The 15,678-nt window shown below is 52.6% G+C and carries 22 protein-coding genes; 1 reads left to right on the forward strand and 21 read right to left on the reverse strand.

What is annotated here, in order from left to right; all coding sequences use genetic code 11:
• Positions 1–75: 75 nt before the first annotated feature.
• The gene (locus tag YC6258_RS02820; RefSeq protein WP_044615701.1) at positions 76–879 is read left to right on the forward strand and encodes a hypothetical protein; all 804 of its coding nucleotides are present in this window, start codon (positions 76–78) and stop codon (positions 877–879) included.
• A gap of 17 nt (positions 880–896) precedes the next feature.
• On the opposite strand, the gene YC6258_RS02825 is transcribed toward YC6258_RS02820, so the two are convergent.
• From YC6258_RS02825 to YC6258_RS02925, 21 genes are read right to left on the reverse strand one after another with little or no spacing between them, the layout of a single operon-like run.
• Positions 897–1,658 carry a sigma-70 family RNA polymerase sigma factor gene (locus YC6258_RS02825; protein ID WP_044615702.1) on the reverse strand — a complete coding sequence of 254 codons (762 nt, stop codon included), beginning with the start codon at positions 1,656–1,658 and terminating at the stop codon, positions 897–899.
• A gap of 14 nt (positions 1,659–1,672) precedes the next feature.
• Positions 1,673–2,407: a flagellar type III secretion system pore protein FliP gene (fliP, locus tag YC6258_RS02830; RefSeq protein ID WP_044615703.1), complete on the reverse strand. Its 735-nt coding sequence runs from the start codon at positions 2,405–2,407 to the stop codon at positions 1,673–1,675.
• Positions 2,404–2,814 (reverse strand): flagellar biosynthetic protein FliO, encoded by a 411-nt coding sequence (locus YC6258_RS02835; RefSeq protein ID WP_044615704.1) that lies wholly within the window; start codon positions 2,812–2,814, stop codon positions 2,404–2,406. The genes fliP and YC6258_RS02835 overlap by 4 nt, the downstream gene beginning before the upstream one ends.
• The gene (locus YC6258_RS02840; RefSeq protein ID WP_052830019.1) at positions 2,811–3,104 is read right to left on the reverse strand and encodes a FliM/FliN family flagellar motor switch protein; all 294 of its coding nucleotides are present in this window, start codon (positions 3,102–3,104) and stop codon (positions 2,811–2,813) included. The genes YC6258_RS02835 and YC6258_RS02840 overlap by 4 nt, the downstream gene beginning before the upstream one ends.
• Positions 3,105–3,144: 40 nt before the next feature.
• Complete coding sequence (locus tag YC6258_RS02845; protein ID WP_044615705.1) at positions 3,145–3,900, reverse strand: FliM/FliN family flagellar motor switch protein; 756 nt, start codon at positions 3,898–3,900, stop codon at positions 3,145–3,147.
• 5 nt (positions 3,901–3,905) lie between these two features.
• Positions 3,906–5,117: a flagellar basal-body rod protein FlgF gene (gene flgF, locus YC6258_RS02850; RefSeq protein WP_044615706.1), complete on the reverse strand. Its 1,212-nt coding sequence runs from the start codon at positions 5,115–5,117 to the stop codon at positions 3,906–3,908.
• A 27-nt stretch (positions 5,118–5,144) separates the two neighbouring features.
• Complete coding sequence (locus YC6258_RS02855) at positions 5,145–5,561, reverse strand: flagellar hook assembly protein FlgD (RefSeq protein ID WP_044615707.1); 417 nt, start codon at positions 5,559–5,561, stop codon at positions 5,145–5,147.
• Entirely contained in the window at positions 5,551–6,201 is a 651-nt protein-coding gene (locus tag YC6258_RS02860; RefSeq protein WP_044615708.1) for a hypothetical protein, read from the reverse strand. The genes YC6258_RS02855 and YC6258_RS02860 overlap by 11 nt, the downstream gene beginning before the upstream one ends.
• The gene (locus YC6258_RS02865) at positions 6,202–6,660 is read right to left on the reverse strand and encodes a hypothetical protein (RefSeq protein WP_044615709.1); all 459 of its coding nucleotides are present in this window, start codon (positions 6,658–6,660) and stop codon (positions 6,202–6,204) included.
• A complete protein-coding gene (locus tag YC6258_RS02870) occupies positions 6,653–7,975 on the reverse strand; it encodes a FliI/YscN family ATPase (RefSeq protein ID WP_044615710.1) in 1,323 nt (440 codons plus the stop codon). Before YC6258_RS02870 ends, YC6258_RS02865 begins: the two co-directional genes overlap by 8 nt.
• Before the next feature lies 1 nt (position 7,976).
• The gene (locus YC6258_RS02875; RefSeq protein WP_044615711.1) at positions 7,977–8,645 is read right to left on the reverse strand and encodes a FliH/SctL family protein; all 669 of its coding nucleotides are present in this window, start codon (positions 8,643–8,645) and stop codon (positions 7,977–7,979) included.
• A complete protein-coding gene (locus YC6258_RS02880) occupies positions 8,626–8,949 on the reverse strand; it encodes a hypothetical protein (protein ID WP_044615712.1) in 324 nt (107 codons plus the stop codon). Before YC6258_RS02880 ends, YC6258_RS02875 begins: the two co-directional genes overlap by 20 nt.
• A 3-nt stretch (positions 8,950–8,952) precedes the next feature.
• Positions 8,953–10,368, reverse strand: coding sequence for a flagellar basal-body MS-ring/collar protein FliF (gene fliF, locus YC6258_RS02885; RefSeq protein WP_044615713.1), 1,416 nt, complete (start codon positions 10,366–10,368; stop codon positions 8,953–8,955).
• Positions 10,365–10,655: a flagellar hook-basal body complex protein FliE gene (fliE, locus tag YC6258_RS02890; RefSeq protein ID WP_044615714.1), complete on the reverse strand. Its 291-nt coding sequence runs from the start codon at positions 10,653–10,655 to the stop codon at positions 10,365–10,367. The genes fliF and fliE overlap by 4 nt, the downstream gene beginning before the upstream one ends.
• Positions 10,656–10,672: 17 nt before the next feature.
• Positions 10,673–11,083: a flagellar basal body rod protein FlgC gene (gene flgC / locus YC6258_RS02895; protein WP_044615715.1), complete on the reverse strand. Its 411-nt coding sequence runs from the start codon at positions 11,081–11,083 to the stop codon at positions 10,673–10,675.
• A gap of 2 nt (positions 11,084–11,085) precedes the next feature.
• Positions 11,086–11,436 carry a flagellar basal body rod protein FlgB gene (locus tag YC6258_RS02900; RefSeq protein WP_044615716.1) on the reverse strand — a complete coding sequence of 117 codons (351 nt, stop codon included), beginning with the start codon at positions 11,434–11,436 and terminating at the stop codon, positions 11,086–11,088.
• Between the two features lie 19 nt (positions 11,437–11,455).
• A complete protein-coding gene (locus YC6258_RS02905; protein WP_044615717.1) occupies positions 11,456–12,592 on the reverse strand; it encodes a flagellar basal body P-ring protein FlgI in 1,137 nt (378 codons plus the stop codon).
• Positions 12,580–13,146, reverse strand: coding sequence for a flagellar basal body L-ring protein FlgH (locus YC6258_RS02910; RefSeq protein ID WP_044615718.1), 567 nt, complete (start codon positions 13,144–13,146; stop codon positions 12,580–12,582). Before YC6258_RS02910 ends, YC6258_RS02905 begins: the two co-directional genes overlap by 13 nt.
• Before the next feature lie 6 nt (positions 13,147–13,152).
• Positions 13,153–14,115 carry a flagella basal body P-ring formation protein FlgA gene (locus YC6258_RS02915; RefSeq protein ID WP_044615719.1) on the reverse strand — a complete coding sequence of 321 codons (963 nt, stop codon included), beginning with the start codon at positions 14,113–14,115 and terminating at the stop codon, positions 13,153–13,155.
• A 26-nt stretch (positions 14,116–14,141) separates the two neighbouring features.
• Positions 14,142–14,897, reverse strand: coding sequence for a flagellar hook-basal body protein (locus YC6258_RS02920; RefSeq protein ID WP_044615720.1), 756 nt, complete (start codon positions 14,895–14,897; stop codon positions 14,142–14,144).
• Between the two features lie 2 nt (positions 14,898–14,899).
• On the reverse strand, positions 14,900–15,619 hold the full coding sequence (locus tag YC6258_RS02925) for a flagellar hook-basal body protein (protein ID WP_044615721.1): 720 nt from the start codon (positions 15,617–15,619) through the stop codon (positions 14,900–14,902).
• Positions 15,620–15,678 lie beyond the last annotated feature (59 nt).

Consider the following 15,678-nt stretch of genomic DNA (forward strand, 5'->3'; position numbering starts at 1 on the left):
GTTGTTTTCAGAATGTTTTCTGACATACTGGCCACGCGCGTTGCGTGCTGCTCAAATCAACAGATGGAAAAGTTTATGACCCTCATCAGGAAATTTTCTGCATTACTGTCATTGGCCTTGCTGACAGGTGGCGTGCAGGCTTTGGAAAATTCAGAAAGTCCATTTTTTCGTTTCTCAGATCAGCGCTCTGTCCGGTGGGGTGGTATCAGCTTCAGTCAGGGTGAAGATGTGGGGTATATCAATCTCGGCATTATCGATACCCAATTGCCGATAGGAGACAGAACCCGTGTGCCGGCGCAGCTTTCGAGTTCGTATTATTTGGGTGATGGTCTAAATAGCCGTGATGAACTGTCCCATGGCATGCTGAATACTGAATCCGGTCTGATCAATCTCCGGGTGAATCTGCTCAGTGGTGACTGGCGCGAAAAAAATGATTTCAATGCTGATCATTTTTCTGGTGTCTGTGCGTTTCAGGGGTATGCTGAAGGGCTTTGCCGCTGGTCTGTTGATGCCGGGGTGCGGATGATTGGTTTTGAGAACCGAAAAGGTGATGACGATACCACCACAGTTGCGTATGCCGCGCTTGGTTCGCAGTTTGATATCCCGGTTCCGGGCCGACATTCCGTCTACCATCGTTTGACTTTATCCGGCTTTTTTAACATCCAGTATTTTGATAAGGCTGAAATATATCGTTCCTATCGTCATTCTTCTGTGGTGAATCTTGATAATACCGTGCGCTCTGTCGACTTGGCCTTAAATTTTTCCTTGAATCAACATTGGGCGTTGCAATTGTCCGGTCCGGTCTATGCGTCCAAAGAGGCATTGAGCCGTACCGGTATGCTGACGCTGGCTTACCGCCCATTCCGGGCAGATAAATAATTATCCGTCATCGATGGTCAGACCGAACGTTCGGTCTGTTCACTGTTTTGCAGCGTCAGAATAGCCTGTTTGTGCAGTTGGGATATCCGGGTTTTGGAGAGTCCGAGCAGTTGACCGATTTCCTCAAACCCGAGTTGCCCATAATAGTGTAACTCGATGATTTGTTTTTGCGGTGCTGGCAGGCTCTGCAACCTGCTTTTCAGCTTAGCTTTGATGTTGTCTATAGCGCAGGATTGATACGGTGTGGCGCTATTTTGAGAGACAGGCGTTTCATCGTCATCATTAATGACAGGGGCGTTGGTCGAAGCCTCCGGATCGGATTCAAAAATCGCATCGACCAGTTCGATGTAGGCGAGGCGGATAATGGATTCGCCGATGTTGTGGAAGCTGGGACTGTCCTGGTTCAGGTCGCTCAGCACTGACTGGCTGCGGGCCTTTCTCAATTTCTTCTGATAATCATAAAAACTGGCGCGTTCACTGCTGTGTTTGAGGCTGTTGAGAATCTGACCGCGAATCCGGTAGTTGGCATAAGTCATGAATTCTGCGCCACTGTCCGGTTGATAGCGCTCGATGCTGTCGTGCAAGGCGAGCTGGGCTTCCTGGACGTAGTCGTCGAGTTCGCTGATGTCGGTGCCATACAGTTTGTACAGGTGCTTGGCGATGATGACTGAAGCCGGGCGGTAGAGTTCCATCAACCGGTGCCGGTTACCGGTATCCCGCTGCTGCGTAAATTGCTGCCACAGTTCCCGCTCGACCTGTGTATCCCTGGTAGCCGGCACCTGTCCATCTCCTCTCAGGAAAAGCTGCCGACCAGTGCCCGGGTAATCAGATTCCAGCCATCGATCAGGACGAATAACAGCAGTTTGATTGGCAGTGAAATCATCATCGGCGGCACCATCAGCATGCCCATGGACATCAATATGGCTGCGACCACCAGATCCACCAGCAGAAATGGCAGAAAGATAATGAAGCCGATCTGAAAGGCCGTCAGCATCTCACTGAGCATAAAGGCCGGAACCAGGGCAATGAAGCTGACCTGTTCCAGGGTCTCGGGCAGCTCCTGCCCGGAAAGGCTGAGCATCAGTTCGAGGTCTTCCTCCCGGGTCTGGTAAATCATAAAGCGTTTGAGGGGTACTTTTGCGGCTTCCACTGCCTCCGGCAGGCTCATTTCTCCAGCCTGATAAGGGGTATAGGCGGCCTGATTCATATCATTGATGACGGGCATCATGGTGAACAGGGTCAGAAACAAGGCCAGGCTGACCAGGACCGTGTTTGGGGGTGTCTGCTGCATGCCAAGCGCCTGGCGCAGAATGGCCAGCACCAGAATGATGCGGGTAAAGGAGGTCATGACGATCAGCAGGCCGGGTGCCAGGCTCAGCACTGTCAAAACCAGTAATATCTGAATGACCTGACTGACTTCGCCCGGATTGTCGGTATTGATGGACAGTCCGCCAATACCAAAGTTTTCCGCCATAGCCGATGAGCTTAAGACGAGACAGCTGAACAGAATTGTCAGAACGGACTTCATTGACCGGCTTCATCCTCAGAGGTTGAAAGGTGGGTGGGCTGGGGTTCGCTGGGCTGGCCAGTGTGGGGTTGCACGACAACGGACTGGGCGCTTTCAACCACGAGGTAACGGCTGCCGTCCACTTCCACCAGAATCATGCGGGAACGGGTGGAAATCTTCCGTGCAGATAATATGTCGATTCGGTGCTGCGATCCCTGCCAGGGCAGACCCGGTTGATCGTTGTTATGGCTCAGGCGTTTGATCCAGCGGCTGATAAACCACAGTGCGGTCACACAGATGAGTGCCAGCAGCAGGGAATACAGACCCTGCCAGAGCCATTCCGAAGAGGACTCTTTAAAGGGCAGGGCGGCATGAGCCATGGTTGGCAATGCAAGCACCGGTAGAATCAGACAGGGTTTTGCCATCATGATGCGATTTCGGTCACCTTCACACCAAACTGATTTCCGACGACTGTCAGAATGCCACGAGCGACAACCTTGTCTTTCAACAGCAGTTCGACCGGATCATCAACGGATTCCAGCAACGGAATCACACTGTCCTCAGCCATTGAAAACAGTTCTTCGACACTCAGGCGAGCTTTGCCAACGCGGACCTGAAGCTCTACTTCGATGTCTTTGAGATAATCCATATTTTTATCCAGGATGGGGTGGCCCGTTCCCTTGGACGGTTCCACTTCCTGCAATTCCACATCATTCATGTTGTTTTAACCTTTGCTTGTGCATGTGTTATTTGGTGTATCAGGTGCGTGCGATGACCAGCGCCTTTTGCTGTCGGCATTTGCCGATGAAGCCTTTGGCAATGGTTTCACCGTGAATCTGGATATTCAGGGGATGCTGAATTCGGGTGTTGGCGGTCAGTACCGTACCGGGTTGCAGTGCTCCGAGTTCCGACAGCCGCAGCCGGACGCTGCCTGCGGATACCGCGATTTCAACCTGCTCCTGATTCAGGCAGGGGGCGATGGCCTGTAGTCCTCCTCTGATCACCGGTTTCTTCGCCTCGAACAGCAGTGCCGCCAGATAAAACCGGTCGATCAGAAAGGTCCAGTGCAGATCGTTCAACTGACATTCGATCAGAATATGCGCCTGATGGTTGTTGTTGCTGAGACCGGAAAAGTCGTGGGCCGCAACCGTGGTAAAACCCTCACAGCCAAACACCTTCTGATACAGGTCGGTGAGCAAATCCTGAATGACCTGATCGACCAGTGTGCGGGATTCGGCGGATTGTGGCATGGGTAACCGCAGAAAACCCAGCAGCGAGCCTCGTTCGACACTGACCATGACTTTTTGATCACCGCTGATATGGTGACTGATGCGTTTGTCGCCCAGGTAGTCGGTCTGCTCCACGGCTGTCCGGGGAAAGTTCTCAACCCGCGAAATATGAATACTGGTGTCATGAATCGACCACGTCGACGCCAGTTGCTGCAATCGTTCACTCAAGGCCTGAACGATGTGTTGCCGGTGTTCATCGGTCAGCCAGAACAGAGTATGACTCATGATGTCTACCTGCCTTTGGTCGCTTCGATCAGTTGCTGCAGCATTTCATTGGCACTGGTCAGCACCTGGGAAGAGGCCTGATAGCCCCGTTGCAGTACGATCATGTCGGTAAACTGGCTGGTCAGGTCGACGTTGGACAATTCAATGGACTGACTGGCGATTTTGCCCAGACCCAGTGTCCGACTGGTACCGATAATGGCATCCTGAAAGGATTGAGCAGATAGCAGGCCACTGCCTTCATCGACCAGATGATCCGGTGAGTCAAACCGGGCCAGGGCAACGCTGATGGTTGGCAGAGATTCACCGTTGGAATATTGCACCTCGATGGCCCCTTCATCGTTGACGGAGAAACCGGTCATGACGCCAAAACTATAACCATCCACTTTCCCGGTTTGGACCGTTGAAGTGGAGCCACTGGAAAAGTTGGTAATCTGATTAAACGAGCCTGGATCACCGATGTTCAGGGTAATCTGGGTTTCCTGTCCGCCATCAGACGTCAGTGTAAAACTGTGCTGATTAAAATCCTGTGCCGGAGATCCGTTTTCGTTAAAGCGAAATTCGAGATTGCTGGTGATGACATTGTCATCTTCATCGGTGATTTTAACGGTCCAGCTGCGCGCGGTGACCGCGCCATTGTTGGTAAATTCTATCTTCAGCGTATGTTTAACGCCTTCGGCGTCATACACCGCGACATCGTTAACGGCGTGGGTCGTGGAACCAACAGACAGGTTTCCGACCAGATTGATAACCGATGTGGCAGCCGGATCTACAGCGCGATATTTTTGCAGGTTGATATCGACCAAATGGCCGTTTTCAAACCCTGCGACACGATAGCCGAAGGTCTTGTCCACCAGATAGCCTTTGTCATTGAACTCGAATTGCCCCACACGGGTGTAGTACCGGTGGTTACCATTGCGCAGAATGAAAAAGCCGGCACCGTCAATGCCCATGTCGGTGTCATTTTCAGTTTCGCGAATGTCGCCCTGGGAGTAGACGGTACTGCTCAAGCTGGCATCCACGCCCAGGGTGGAACCACTGTGATAGCCTTTTTGCGATGAGTTGCCGGATAATTGCCGGCCATCGACCAGTTCCCGGAAATGCAGTTCACTGCGTTTGTAACCGGGGGTGTTCATGTTGGCAACATTGCTACTGATGTTACTCAGGCCCTTGGAATAGGCCATCATGCCAACCATACCTTTATAAATTGAACCCAACATAGCTGAATCTCCTGTGGCCAGCAGCGATTACTCGCTGGTGTCTCCATTGATGATTTCGACCTGTGACAATGAAATGTCCGACAACGGCGGACCATCTGCCCTTGTGATGGTGAACAGCGGGCGACCATCGCTGAAATTGATGGCGGTTACTTTGCCCACTGCCGAGCCTGATTCCAGCGACACCTGGATATCATGATTCAGCAGACTGATGGCATGACCGACAGATTGTGCCTGAATCAACTGCCCCAGTTTTTCATTGCTTTCACGGGCCTGTTCCAACGAGGTGAACTGAGCTAGCTGAGCGATGAATTCCTGGTTATCCATGGGTTTCAACGGATCCTGGTAATTCAATTGGGTAAGTAGAATCTTGAACAGATCCTCCTGCCCCAGAGTGCTCTGGTTGAGTGTGCTTGACTCGGTTGATCCGATGCTGTCAATGGCCATGTTCGGACTCCTTTTGTGGGTTTAAATCAGTGTTCATGTGAATTCGGTTGATACCTGTGCCGTGGATTGTGAGCTGCTTCAGTTTCAGACCGAAGAAGTTGAGTGCCTCACGAATCTGACGCAGTAATGAATGATCATCCTGCAGGGCTTTATGACCCAGCCATACAGAGGCCTCTTCATCGGCCGTATGCAGCATGCCGGTGGCGAGTGTGCGTTGGGTCTGAGTGGCCGTTGATAAGATCGCCGCCGGTTGTCTGGTTGCTGCGTTCACCGGTGTCGTGATCGTCAGTCCCGGACCGGCCGATGCTGCGGATGAGCGGTTGCCTATGATCACGGCATCCTGATCAGCAGCCAGTGGCGATGATGCTGTCAGGTTCAGGTGTGGGTGTGAAACCAGCACCGGCACCTGAGTCGTTGTATTGTTTATGCGTTCCGGTGCCGTTGGCATCATGGCCTCTTTCGTGGCTGGTTGCTGCTCAGGCATTGGTGTCTGTCGGTTTTCGGCATCATTCATTTGAATCTGCCGCTGCTGCTCCCAGAATGCCTGTTCCCAGAGTTTTTTCTGATAATCCGGCTGGCGTCCATCCCGGGGTTGCGGTGATGCCGGTATGGTTTCGGATCGAATGTTCGTTAACGACATTTACAGACGCCCCCGATAGTTGTGCAGGATGGTTTCGTCCTGTTGTTTGTAGTGTGCACCGGTCTGCTGGTGATGCTTTTCTTTATGCAGTCGCTCACCTAGCCGTTGCAGGGTTTTTTTCCGCGCAGACACCTGTCGCAGTTGTTCGGACAGTCCTTGAATTTGCTGATCCAGGGTGTCGATTTCGGCCGTATGATGGTGAACGTGTTGTTCCAGATCGGAAATCACCCGGGTGGCTTGCAGGTAATTGGCCGGATCAAACGAATGACCCGCCCTTGTCTGTCGGCCCAGCAGCTGCTGCAATGATTCGATTTCAGTTTCGTAAGCGGCTTTTTGGTCCTGTTCTGCCCGGCGTCGATGTTCGATCTGATGTAATTCCTGTTGCAGTTGAGCCTGGCTGATATCTTCCAGTCGGGTCATAACATGCGCACGGCGGATTTTCTTTTTCAGGTTATGCATCGCTGGTCACCAGGGTTTTCAGTTGTACATGGGTATCGGTTTGTGACACCGGAGTCTCGTGGGACTGGCAGAGAAAGTCCTCGATCTGCTGCCATTGCCGGATGACTCTGTCCAGAGCCGGATTCAGCCCTTCCTTGTAGGCCCCAACTTCGATCAGATCGCGTGAATGTTCGTACAGCGCCATACGCCGGATCAGTTCCGCCGAGTGGGTTTGCTGTTCGTTATCGAACAGATGAGTTTTCAGCCGGCTCACGCTTTTGAGTACGTCGATAGCGGGATAATGCGCCCGCTCGGCCAGTTGTCGCGACAGTACGATGTGGCCGTCGAGAATCGCCCTGACCGCATCAGCAATGGGATCATTCATGTCGTCACCTTCCACCAGCACGGTATAAATGGCAGAGATGGAACCTCGCTGAAAGCGGCCGCAACGTTCCATCAGCCGGGGTAGCGCGGTAAATACCGAGGGGGTGTAGCCACGCGCGGTCGGTGGTTCGCCGATGGACAGGCCGATCTCTCTGAGCGCCATGGCATAGCGGGTGACGGAGTCCATCATCAGGGTGACGTGCTTGCCCTGATCGCGAAAATATTCAGCGATGCTGGTCGCGGTGTGGGCGGCGTGATAGCGCAATAATGGTGAGCGCTCGGAGGTTTCTACCACGACCACTGAGCGGGCCAGACCTTCCGGGCCAAGGCTGTGGCGGATGAATTCCTCGACTTCACGGCCCCGTTCTCCGATCAGGGCAATAACATTGATATCCGAATCGATGTTGCGCGCGAGCATGCCCAGCAAGGTACTTTTACCTACACCGCTGCCGGCAAACAAACCGACACGCTGGCCGCGTCCGAGCGGCAGCAGTGCATCGATGGCTTTGACGCCGGTGCTGATCAGGGTATCAATGGACACCCGTTTGAGTGGGTTGGTACTTTCACCCAGGGCTGGATATTTTGCTGTGGTGGCAATGTCGCCAAAGTCATCGAGCGGGTGACCAAAGGAATCAATGACCCGACCGAGTAACTGTTCTCCGACATGGACTTCAACTGGATGACCGGTGGCAATGACCTCGCTACCGAATCTGACACCCTGGATATTGCCGTAAGGCATCAGTACCACCCGGCCATTACGGACACCTATCACCTCTGCCTCAACTGGAATGGCACTGGCCTGAGAATAAATTTCGCACTTTTCCCCCAAGAACACATCCGGGCCGTCGGCTTCGAGGATCAGACCGAAAAACTGCGTGACCTGGCCGACTTTGCGGACCAGCGGCCGTTGCTGGATGGCACTGATATAGGGTTGGGCGGAAAATGGCTGCATATCAGGATCGCCTGACCGAACTGAGGGTATCGACGAGGGACTGCAGTTGCACCTCGATTCTGCCGTCCAGCATGCCGCGTTTGAGTTCAATCAGACAACCACCGATCTGCACCCGTTCATCCGGCACATATTCCACCTGAGAGGTGGCGTTGAGCTGACGTTTATAACGTTCGAACAAGGGATGATCGTGAGTCGAGACATGAATCGTCAGCTTGTCCTGCGGCCCGACGGACTGCATGACTTCTTTAACGGCAGCGAGGCAGGCTTCTGGTCTGGCGAGGGCATTGCCGAGGATTTTTCCGACGGCCGCGAGCACGATTTTGGCCACTTCGGTTTCGAACTGCTGCTGGGTTTGTTGCCATTGCTCAAGGAACGACCGTTCCAGCGTGGCGATTTCTTCGATCAGTTCGGAAGACTGTTGAAAACCGGCCTCATAACCTTCGTTGAATTGCTGTTCGTAGACTTGCTGACGATACTGTTCCAGCTCTGCCTCGGCCGCTGCCAGAGCCGTCTGCAAACGTTGGTTTTCCTGTTCCAGTGGCGATAACACTGGAACTGCCGTTGATTGCGGATGTGCTTCCGGTGGCTGATAGGGATGAGCTTCCGGTACCGTCGTTCTGACCGTATCAGGCTCTTCCCGCAACGGCAGTTTAATGGTTTCGGTCGGCATGGATTTCATCCTGCATCAGAGTATTGGCCTGAGTCAGCAGATGCCTGCGAAGACTGTTGCGCAAGGCATCGCTGACAGGTGTCGCGGGTGAGAGCAGATCAAAGTAAGCCTGCAAATCGGTATGTCGGGTGACTAGCTGACTGATACGCGATATCTCCAGTTCTTCCTGATCCAGCAAAGACTCAAATTCGGATAACAGCGCATGCTGCTGTACCTGATTGCTCAGCCATTGGCTGTCTTTTGGATGCAGACAGGATAACAATTGCTGGAGAGCCTCATCGACTTTGGCCTTGATATTGTCCATCGTTCAGACCTGTTCCCGTTTCTGTTCATAGAGAATCTGATTGAGCTGGCCCAGCAACACTTCGCGCTGCTGTCGGGTCAGGCGCATTTTGCGCATATCCCACATGAGTTTGATCATGACCAGAATGCAGATGATCAGCAGCCCTAGCAGTCCGGCAATGAAGTACAGGGCGTTGACAGTGATACCGCCGATTGGGATATCGAAATCCGCCTGAGCATTGATGTTCACCTGAGTCGGTGCCGGGTTGGAATCTGCCGCTGTCATGTCCGGTGCCGGATGTTCAGGAGTAACCGCCGGTGTGGGTTCGACCAGAGCGGGTGCAGAGACCATCAGGGCCACCCGGTCACCACGCTGCGGATCTGCGCCAACCGCAATCTGAATCAGTGTCTCCAGATCACTTTTTTGCTCTTCACTGAGGTCGGCTGCCAGCCAGACCGCCACCGATAGCCGGGAGAGACTGCCGCCAGGAATATCGGTTTCCTCGCGGATCAGACCATATTGATAGTTTTCTTCGGAATGCTGTGTGGGTTTACTGTTTTTGTCTGGATATTCCGTGGAGCTGATTTTCCGGGTCAGAGCGCCCTTGCCATCAGTACCCATGACAGGACGTTCCTCCACCCGATGAGTGGCGTGGCGCTCGATCTCAGCATTGACGGTGACTTTAAAGGCCTGAGCGGAAAACTGCTGTAACAGGATATCCGCTACTTTCTGCTGCAGCCGGGCTTCCAGCTCGGCCTGCTCGTTGTCGATTTTCATGGCCGGAGAATCACTGCTGTCATGACTCAGAGTATTGCCCTGTTGATCCAGAATGGTGACGTGATCCGGTTGCATACCCGGCACCGAGGCCACGACCAGACGCTGAATACCGGTCACCTGATCGCTACTGAGTGAGACGCCATTTCTGAGAAACAGGGTGACCGCTGCTGACGACGGAATATGGTCACTTTTCAGCAACCCCTTTTCCGGCAGCACCAGGTGAACCCGAGCGTAACGGACCTCGTGCATGGCCGATATGGTGCGGGTCAGCTCACCTTCGAGGGCGCGTTTATAGTTGATCTGCTGGGCAAATTCAGTGACACCAAAGTCGGATGTGGCAAACATTTCCAGGCCGACGGTATTGTCGAAGGGTAGTCCCAGATCAGCGAGAATGATTCTTGCCTGAGATGCGTATTGATCGGCGACCATAAGTGACAGGCCGTCTTCAGTGATCTGAAACGGAATCTGATGTGTGTTGAGTTCCTGCTCGGCGCGGGCGATGTCCTCTTTCTGGGCATTCTGCAGCACCACTTGGTATTGGGTTTGCGCCGACCACCAGTACAGGCCCGCCGCAAGGGCCAGTATCAGGATCACGCCAGCTGCCAGGGAGATTTTTGCAGCGCTGCTTAAATCGCTGAACAACGGTTGTTTAGTGGTACTCAAACCTGCATCCTCATGACTTCCTGATAACCTTCCAGCACTCGGTCACGTACCTGCACGGCCAGCTGAAACGCAAGCTGAGCTTTTTCCATGCCGATGATGACCTGATGCAGATTCTGGATATCACCTTTCAGTACTCCTTGGATGTCTTCGGAGAGGGCGATTTCCTGTTGATTCAGATCCTGAACCTGATGGTTGAGCCAGGCTGCGAAATTGCCCTGAGTGGAGGATTTATCAAGGCTCAATGTTTCTGTCATTCCTGACAGGGCAGAGATGCTTTCCAGTGCCATAGTCGTTCTCCTGTGAATTATTTACCCAGTTTCAGGGCTTCATCCACCAGCAGTTTGGAGGCGTTGAATGCGCGGGCATTGGCCTCGTAACTGCGGATGGCGGTCATGAGTGTCATCATTTCGGTCAATGGTTTGATATCGGGGTATTCCACCATGCCTTCCTGATTGGCGAGGGGATGATTCGGTTCATATACTTGCCGGGTATCGCCTTCGCGTACGGCAACCAACTGGCTGACGTCGAGGGACTGCATGAAATCCTCAAACCCGGTTTGACTGATCAGGCTGGTTTCTATGTGTCGTGGATGGTAACCCTCACCGACCCGGGTAGCGGTATTCATGTTGGCGATGTTCATCGCCGCCAGATCGAGCCGCAGTTTTTCCAGTGCCATACCGGCCGAACTGATTTCAAAGGCTTTAAAGTCTGCCATGATCAGATACCCCGGCCGGTTATCGCCAGCTGTATCAGCGAGGTCTGGCGGTTCAGTACATCCATGATGGCTTTGTACTTTTGCAGATTTTCAGACATCAGCCCGAGTTCCATATCGAGTTGTACTTCGCCGGAAGTCTGCTGCACATAGGCACCGATGCGCTTGTCTGTGGCATGACTGGTGTCCAGGTTTTGCAACACGCTGTCCATATAGGCCTCGAAGTCCAGATGCGAAGGGCTATAACCCTTGGTATTGGCATTGGCGATGTTACTGGCCAATAGTTTCTGGTTCAGACTCAGAGCATCCAGTGCCGTGAGTGTGGCCGGTAATAGTGAATTCAGGATGTGTGTCATCTAAAAATCCTCGGGTTGCTCATTGCACGATCAGTTCTGCGTGCAGTGCTCCTGCACTTTTGAGTGTTTGTAATATGGTAATAATTTCCCGACTGGTGGCGTTGACCTTGCGAAGGGCAACAATCAGATCAGCCACGGAACTGCCCTGATTGACGTCCATCTGGATATTGGGTTTTTCTTCCACCGTCAGTTTGGAATCGGGTACCAGGGTGACTCCTTTGTCCTGGGTGTTGATCAGCGCCAGTGATGAGTAAGCACGGGTTTCATTGCTGACGGAAATCTTGATGTCATCGTGAGTAATGCTGACTTTGCCAATGCGTATATCACCACCGGAAATCACCGTACCGGTTTTTTCATTGACGACCACCCGGGCAACGGAATCGGGAGTCACCTGGATATTCTCAACCCGGGCCATCAGGCGCAGATAGTTCCGGGCCTGATCAGCAGGAATTCGGATAGCGACTTTGCCGGGATTTTCGGCGTATGCGGTATTGGCACCAATTTCTGCATTGATGGAATCCACCAGCCGGATGGCGGTGGTGATATCCGGATTATCCAATAGCAGTTCAAGTTCACCGGCTTCATTGAGCATCTGTGTTTCGACGCTCTGTTCCACCCGTCCGCCGCCAATGGCAATGGCGGCAGTGGGATGATTTTTCTGGGCAATGTTGCCATTGACATCGTAGTTGTATCCGCCCACGGACAGCGGCCCTTGCGCCAGTGCATAGATGTTCTGATCTGGACCGCGCAGATCGGCCAGCAACAACGTGCCGCCGGCCAGGCTGCGGGCATCGCCAATGGAGGTCACATTGACATCGATTCTGTCGCCGGCTTCCGCAAAGGCCGGCAGATTGGCGGTCAGCATGACAGCGGCAACGTTTCTGGAGCGGACATCCGAGCTGGAGATCATGATGTCGAATTTGCGCAGCGTATTGCTGATGGACTGCACTGTGGCTTGATTGCGGATCGAATCACCGGTACCGGCCAATCCGGCCACAATACCGTAACCCACCAGACTGTTATCCCGGACACCTTTGATTCTGGCCAGGTCCTTGATGCGCACGCTGTCTGAGCCTGCGGCGATAGCGGCAGTGGCAAAACTGCTGCATAACAGCAGCGTCAAGACGGATTGGCGAAACAGATTTAGAACAACCATTTAAATACCCTGGTAAAGATGCCCGGCTTTTCGCTTTTGGTCAGCAGACCATCACCGATGAAGTCGATTTTGAGATCCGCCATACGGGTGGAAATCACCATGTTCTGTTCGGAAACATCCTCGGGGCGGACGATGCCGCTGACCCGAATCAGCTGTTCTTCATTGTTCAGTTTGATGCGCTGCTCGCCAGCCAGTTCGAATGAACCGCCATCGTTGATGCCGGTGATGACGACCGATACATTGGCGACCACTTTACCGGTTCGGTTCACGGCCCCGCCGCCAGCAAAGTTGCTACCAGCGTTTACGCCCGCCTGCAGATCATTGTTGCCATTGGAGGCCTGAATATCGATGCCGGTTTTGGCATTGGCGTCGGTCGAGGCAGAAGTGGTGGCAGTTGCGGTTTCATAAATCATGACCGTTAATATGTCGCCGACCGAATGTGAGCGCTGTGCCGACACCATGGCGCGATAGTTTTCTGGTTGGTACAGACTGACGGCGCTGACCATGTGACTGGTCATCAGTAGTAGCAAGCCAATGTAGATAGAGGTTTTCATCTCTGGCTATTCCTCGTATTTTCCAATGATTTCCGCCTGACCATCGGCGGTAATCGATATTTCAACTTTCCGGCCGTTGTTCCGCTCAGCCAGGCCGTGATCGCCGCGATTCAACGGTTGTAAAACCCGTACGGGCATATCCACTGTCACGCCTGCAATATTTAAAGTGGCGTTAATGACCTGGTCTTTGACAAACAGCGATTGCGGCCCCAGGTCTTTTTGATGCAGTGACGCACCGGCAGTCAGCGGTTGTTTTATTTCCAGTCCAACGATGTTCTGCGACTTGGGCCAATAGGCAAAGTCGGCGTTGTTGACCTGGCGACCGGTTAAATCCCGTGCCTGAATAATGTCACCCACTGCCATATCTCTGTTAATACTCCATACCTGCTGTGGCAGATTGAGTTTGATGGGAATGCTCAAACTTTCCACCCGTACACCGTTTTCCCAGATATCGACCCATGCCAATGATTGCGATGCCGGTAACCGAGGTTGAAAACGATCCACCCTGATATCGGTTGTGGCCGATGTCGGTACCTTGATGTCGTGTATCCGTTCCATTCCATCCACCCGGTATTGTCCAGGCTCCACCTCATACGCCGCCAGTTCCCGGGCTATGGCCGCCATCAGCGTTTCGCGAATCTGCGCAGCCGGGATGGTCTGGCTTTGCCTTCTCACTTCCACTTCGTTTGCGCCGGCCAGTTCAATCGTTGATGAAAAAGACGACAAACGGCGCAGTATGAATGCCCGCTGCAACACCAGACTGTGTGAAACCGTTGGCGCCCTGGCCACGGTTAACATGGCAATTTGCTGTTGTTTCGCCGTCAATGGATGGGAACCAAAATCCAGTACATCACCGAGCAGTATCCAGTCACTGTCAACGCTGACCTGCTCCCTCAACGTCACCGCCTCCATTCCGGCGGCACTGACTTGAACACCTAACAAACTAATCAGCAGTAGTCGGAGCATCATTGCATCAGACCGATATGATTAGAAAGTCAGCCTCTGCGTAGATCATTGATCAGACTCAGAATCTCATCAGACGCCTGCAATATTCTGGAGTTCAGACCATAGGCTTTTTGAGCCAGTACCAGAGAGGTTAGCTCCTGAACCATATTGACGTTGGATGACTCAACATATCCCTGCAGGATTTTGGATGGATTCGAGTCGGTGGCAAAATACTGAGCTTCACCGGAATCCGGGCTGCTGCGATAGAGTCCGTTACCAAGATTTTCCAGGCCTTCCGGATTGATAAAATGTGCCAGTTCAAGCTGACCCAGAGTGACTGGGTCTTTCTGGTCCGGAACATCGGCCAGAACCGTACCATCGGTGGTAATTGCCAGGCTGGTGTAGTCTGAAGGCACTTCAATCAAGGCGCTCAAGGGCAGGCCGTTGACAGACTCCAATATCCCATCTGCATTGATTTTTAGTGAGCCATTTCGGGTATAGAGCGAATCGCCGTTGTCGTTTATCAGCTCAAAAAACCCTTTGCCGGCAATCGCGATATCCATTTCGTTATCGGTTTGTTTCATGTCACCCGGCGTACTGTTGTATCTCAAGCCAGCCACACGAACTCCCGCGCCACTGGGAATAAGATCCTGGGCGCCGTCCCGTTTTCCGACCAGATCCTCGAAATTAACCTGGGCGGCTTTAAAGCTTTGGGTATTGATGTTGGCGATGTTATTGGAAATGGTGTCCACCATGGTTTGTTGGCTTTCCATTCCGAGCGCGGCGATATGCATGGAGTCCAGCATAGTTAAAATTCCCCCAGAGTCGTAATGCCTGTATTCATCATCTGATCGTATCCACGTAGTACCTTTTGCTGCATTTCGAACTGTCGCATCACGGTGATCAGGTTGGTAAATTCGTGTTGAACGTTGACGTTAGAGTTTTCCAGCATGCCCTGACGGACAGTATATTTTTCCGGATCAGCGTTATTGAGGGAGGCCGGCATGCGGAAGTACCCTTCTGTTTCAGGTATCAACTGGTCGGTGTTAACGGAAACGACCGTCAGTTGATCAATCTCTTCACCTTCTGACCAGATGGTGCCGTTTGCATCGACGGTGACGTCACCCGGAATACGAATGCTGCCCATTTCGCCGGATACTTCTTTGCCGTCTTTAGTCACCAGAATGCCTGCAGCATTGATTTGAAATGCGCCATTGCGGGTAAGCAGCTGTTGACCATCACCATCATTGATGACAAAAAAGCCATCGCCATCAATCATAAAATGATGTGGATCATGAGTTTGCGTGGGTAAGCCCTGAGACAGTAATAAGGAGATATTCTGAGTGATCTTATCCGTACCGGAAACACTATTTTGGGCTACGTCAAAGGTGTTGATAACGCTGTTAAAACTGACGCGTGATTTATAGGCAGTCGTGTTCACATTGGCAATGTTCTGGCCAATAGTATTTAACTGTTCCAGGCTCCTTAGCATGGTTGAGGCTGTCAGTTCAAGGGCAGAATGGCTCATTATAAACTCCTTGCAAAATATACGGCAGATAACCTTATGTATCCTTTATGAGCGGCTTG

The organism is Gynuella sunshinyii YC6258, from assembly GCF_000940805.1.
Classification (GTDB): domain Bacteria; phylum Pseudomonadota; class Gammaproteobacteria; order Pseudomonadales; family Natronospirillaceae; genus Gynuella; species Gynuella sunshinyii.

What these genes read in the sequence shown, in the direction of transcription:
- YC6258_RS02820 (WP_044615701.1), top strand. Translation starts at nt 76, where the DNA reads ATGACCCTCATCAGGAAATTTTCTGCATTACTGTCATTGGCCTTGCTG.
- fliP (WP_044615703.1), bottom strand. Translation starts at nt 2,407, where the DNA reads ATGAAGTCCGTTCTGACAATTCTGTTCAGCTGTCTCGTCTTAAGCTCA.
- YC6258_RS02835 (WP_044615704.1), bottom strand. Translation starts at nt 2,814, where the DNA reads ATGATGGCAAAACCCTGTCTGATTCTACCGGTGCTTGCATTGCCAACC.
- YC6258_RS02840 (WP_052830019.1), bottom strand. Translation starts at nt 3,104, where the DNA reads ATGAATGATGTGGAATTGCAGGAAGTGGAACCGTCCAAGGGAACGGGC.
- YC6258_RS02845 (WP_044615705.1), bottom strand. Translation starts at nt 3,900, where the DNA reads ATGAGTCATACTCTGTTCTGGCTGACCGATGAACACCGGCAACACATC.
- flgF (WP_044615706.1), bottom strand. Translation starts at nt 5,117, where the DNA reads ATGTTGGGTTCAATTTATAAAGGTATGGTTGGCATGATGGCCTATTCC.
- YC6258_RS02855 (WP_044615707.1), bottom strand. Translation starts at nt 5,561, where the DNA reads ATGGCCATTGACAGCATCGGATCAACCGAGTCAAGCACACTCAACCAG.
- YC6258_RS02860 (WP_044615708.1), bottom strand. Translation starts at nt 6,201, where the DNA reads ATGTCGTTAACGAACATTCGATCCGAAACCATACCGGCATCACCGCAA.
- YC6258_RS02865 (WP_044615709.1), bottom strand. Translation starts at nt 6,660, where the DNA reads ATGCATAACCTGAAAAAGAAAATCCGCCGTGCGCATGTTATGACCCGA.
- YC6258_RS02870 (WP_044615710.1), bottom strand. Translation starts at nt 7,975, where the DNA reads ATGCAGCCATTTTCCGCCCAACCCTATATCAGTGCCATCCAGCAACGG.
- YC6258_RS02875 (WP_044615711.1), bottom strand. Translation starts at nt 8,645, where the DNA reads ATGCCGACCGAAACCATTAAACTGCCGTTGCGGGAAGAGCCTGATACG.
- YC6258_RS02880 (WP_044615712.1), bottom strand. Translation starts at nt 8,949, where the DNA reads ATGGACAATATCAAGGCCAAAGTCGATGAGGCTCTCCAGCAATTGTTA.
- fliE (WP_044615714.1), bottom strand. Translation starts at nt 10,655, where the DNA reads ATGGCACTGGAAAGCATCTCTGCCCTGTCAGGAATGACAGAAACATTG.
- flgC (WP_044615715.1), bottom strand. Translation starts at nt 11,083, where the DNA reads ATGGCAGACTTTAAAGCCTTTGAAATCAGTTCGGCCGGTATGGCACTG.
- YC6258_RS02900 (WP_044615716.1), bottom strand. Translation starts at nt 11,436, where the DNA reads ATGACACACATCCTGAATTCACTATTACCGGCCACACTCACGGCACTG.
- YC6258_RS02905 (WP_044615717.1), bottom strand. Translation starts at nt 12,592, where the DNA reads ATGGTTGTTCTAAATCTGTTTCGCCAATCCGTCTTGACGCTGCTGTTA.
- YC6258_RS02910 (WP_044615718.1), bottom strand. Translation starts at nt 13,146, where the DNA reads ATGAAAACCTCTATCTACATTGGCTTGCTACTACTGATGACCAGTCAC.
- YC6258_RS02915 (WP_044615719.1), bottom strand. Translation starts at nt 14,115, where the DNA reads ATGATGCTCCGACTACTGCTGATTAGTTTGTTAGGTGTTCAAGTCAGT.
- YC6258_RS02920 (WP_044615720.1), bottom strand. Translation starts at nt 14,897, where the DNA reads ATGCTGGACTCCATGCATATCGCCGCGCTCGGAATGGAAAGCCAACAA.
- YC6258_RS02925 (WP_044615721.1), bottom strand. Translation starts at nt 15,619, where the DNA reads ATGAGCCATTCTGCCCTTGAACTGACAGCCTCAACCATGCTAAGGAGC.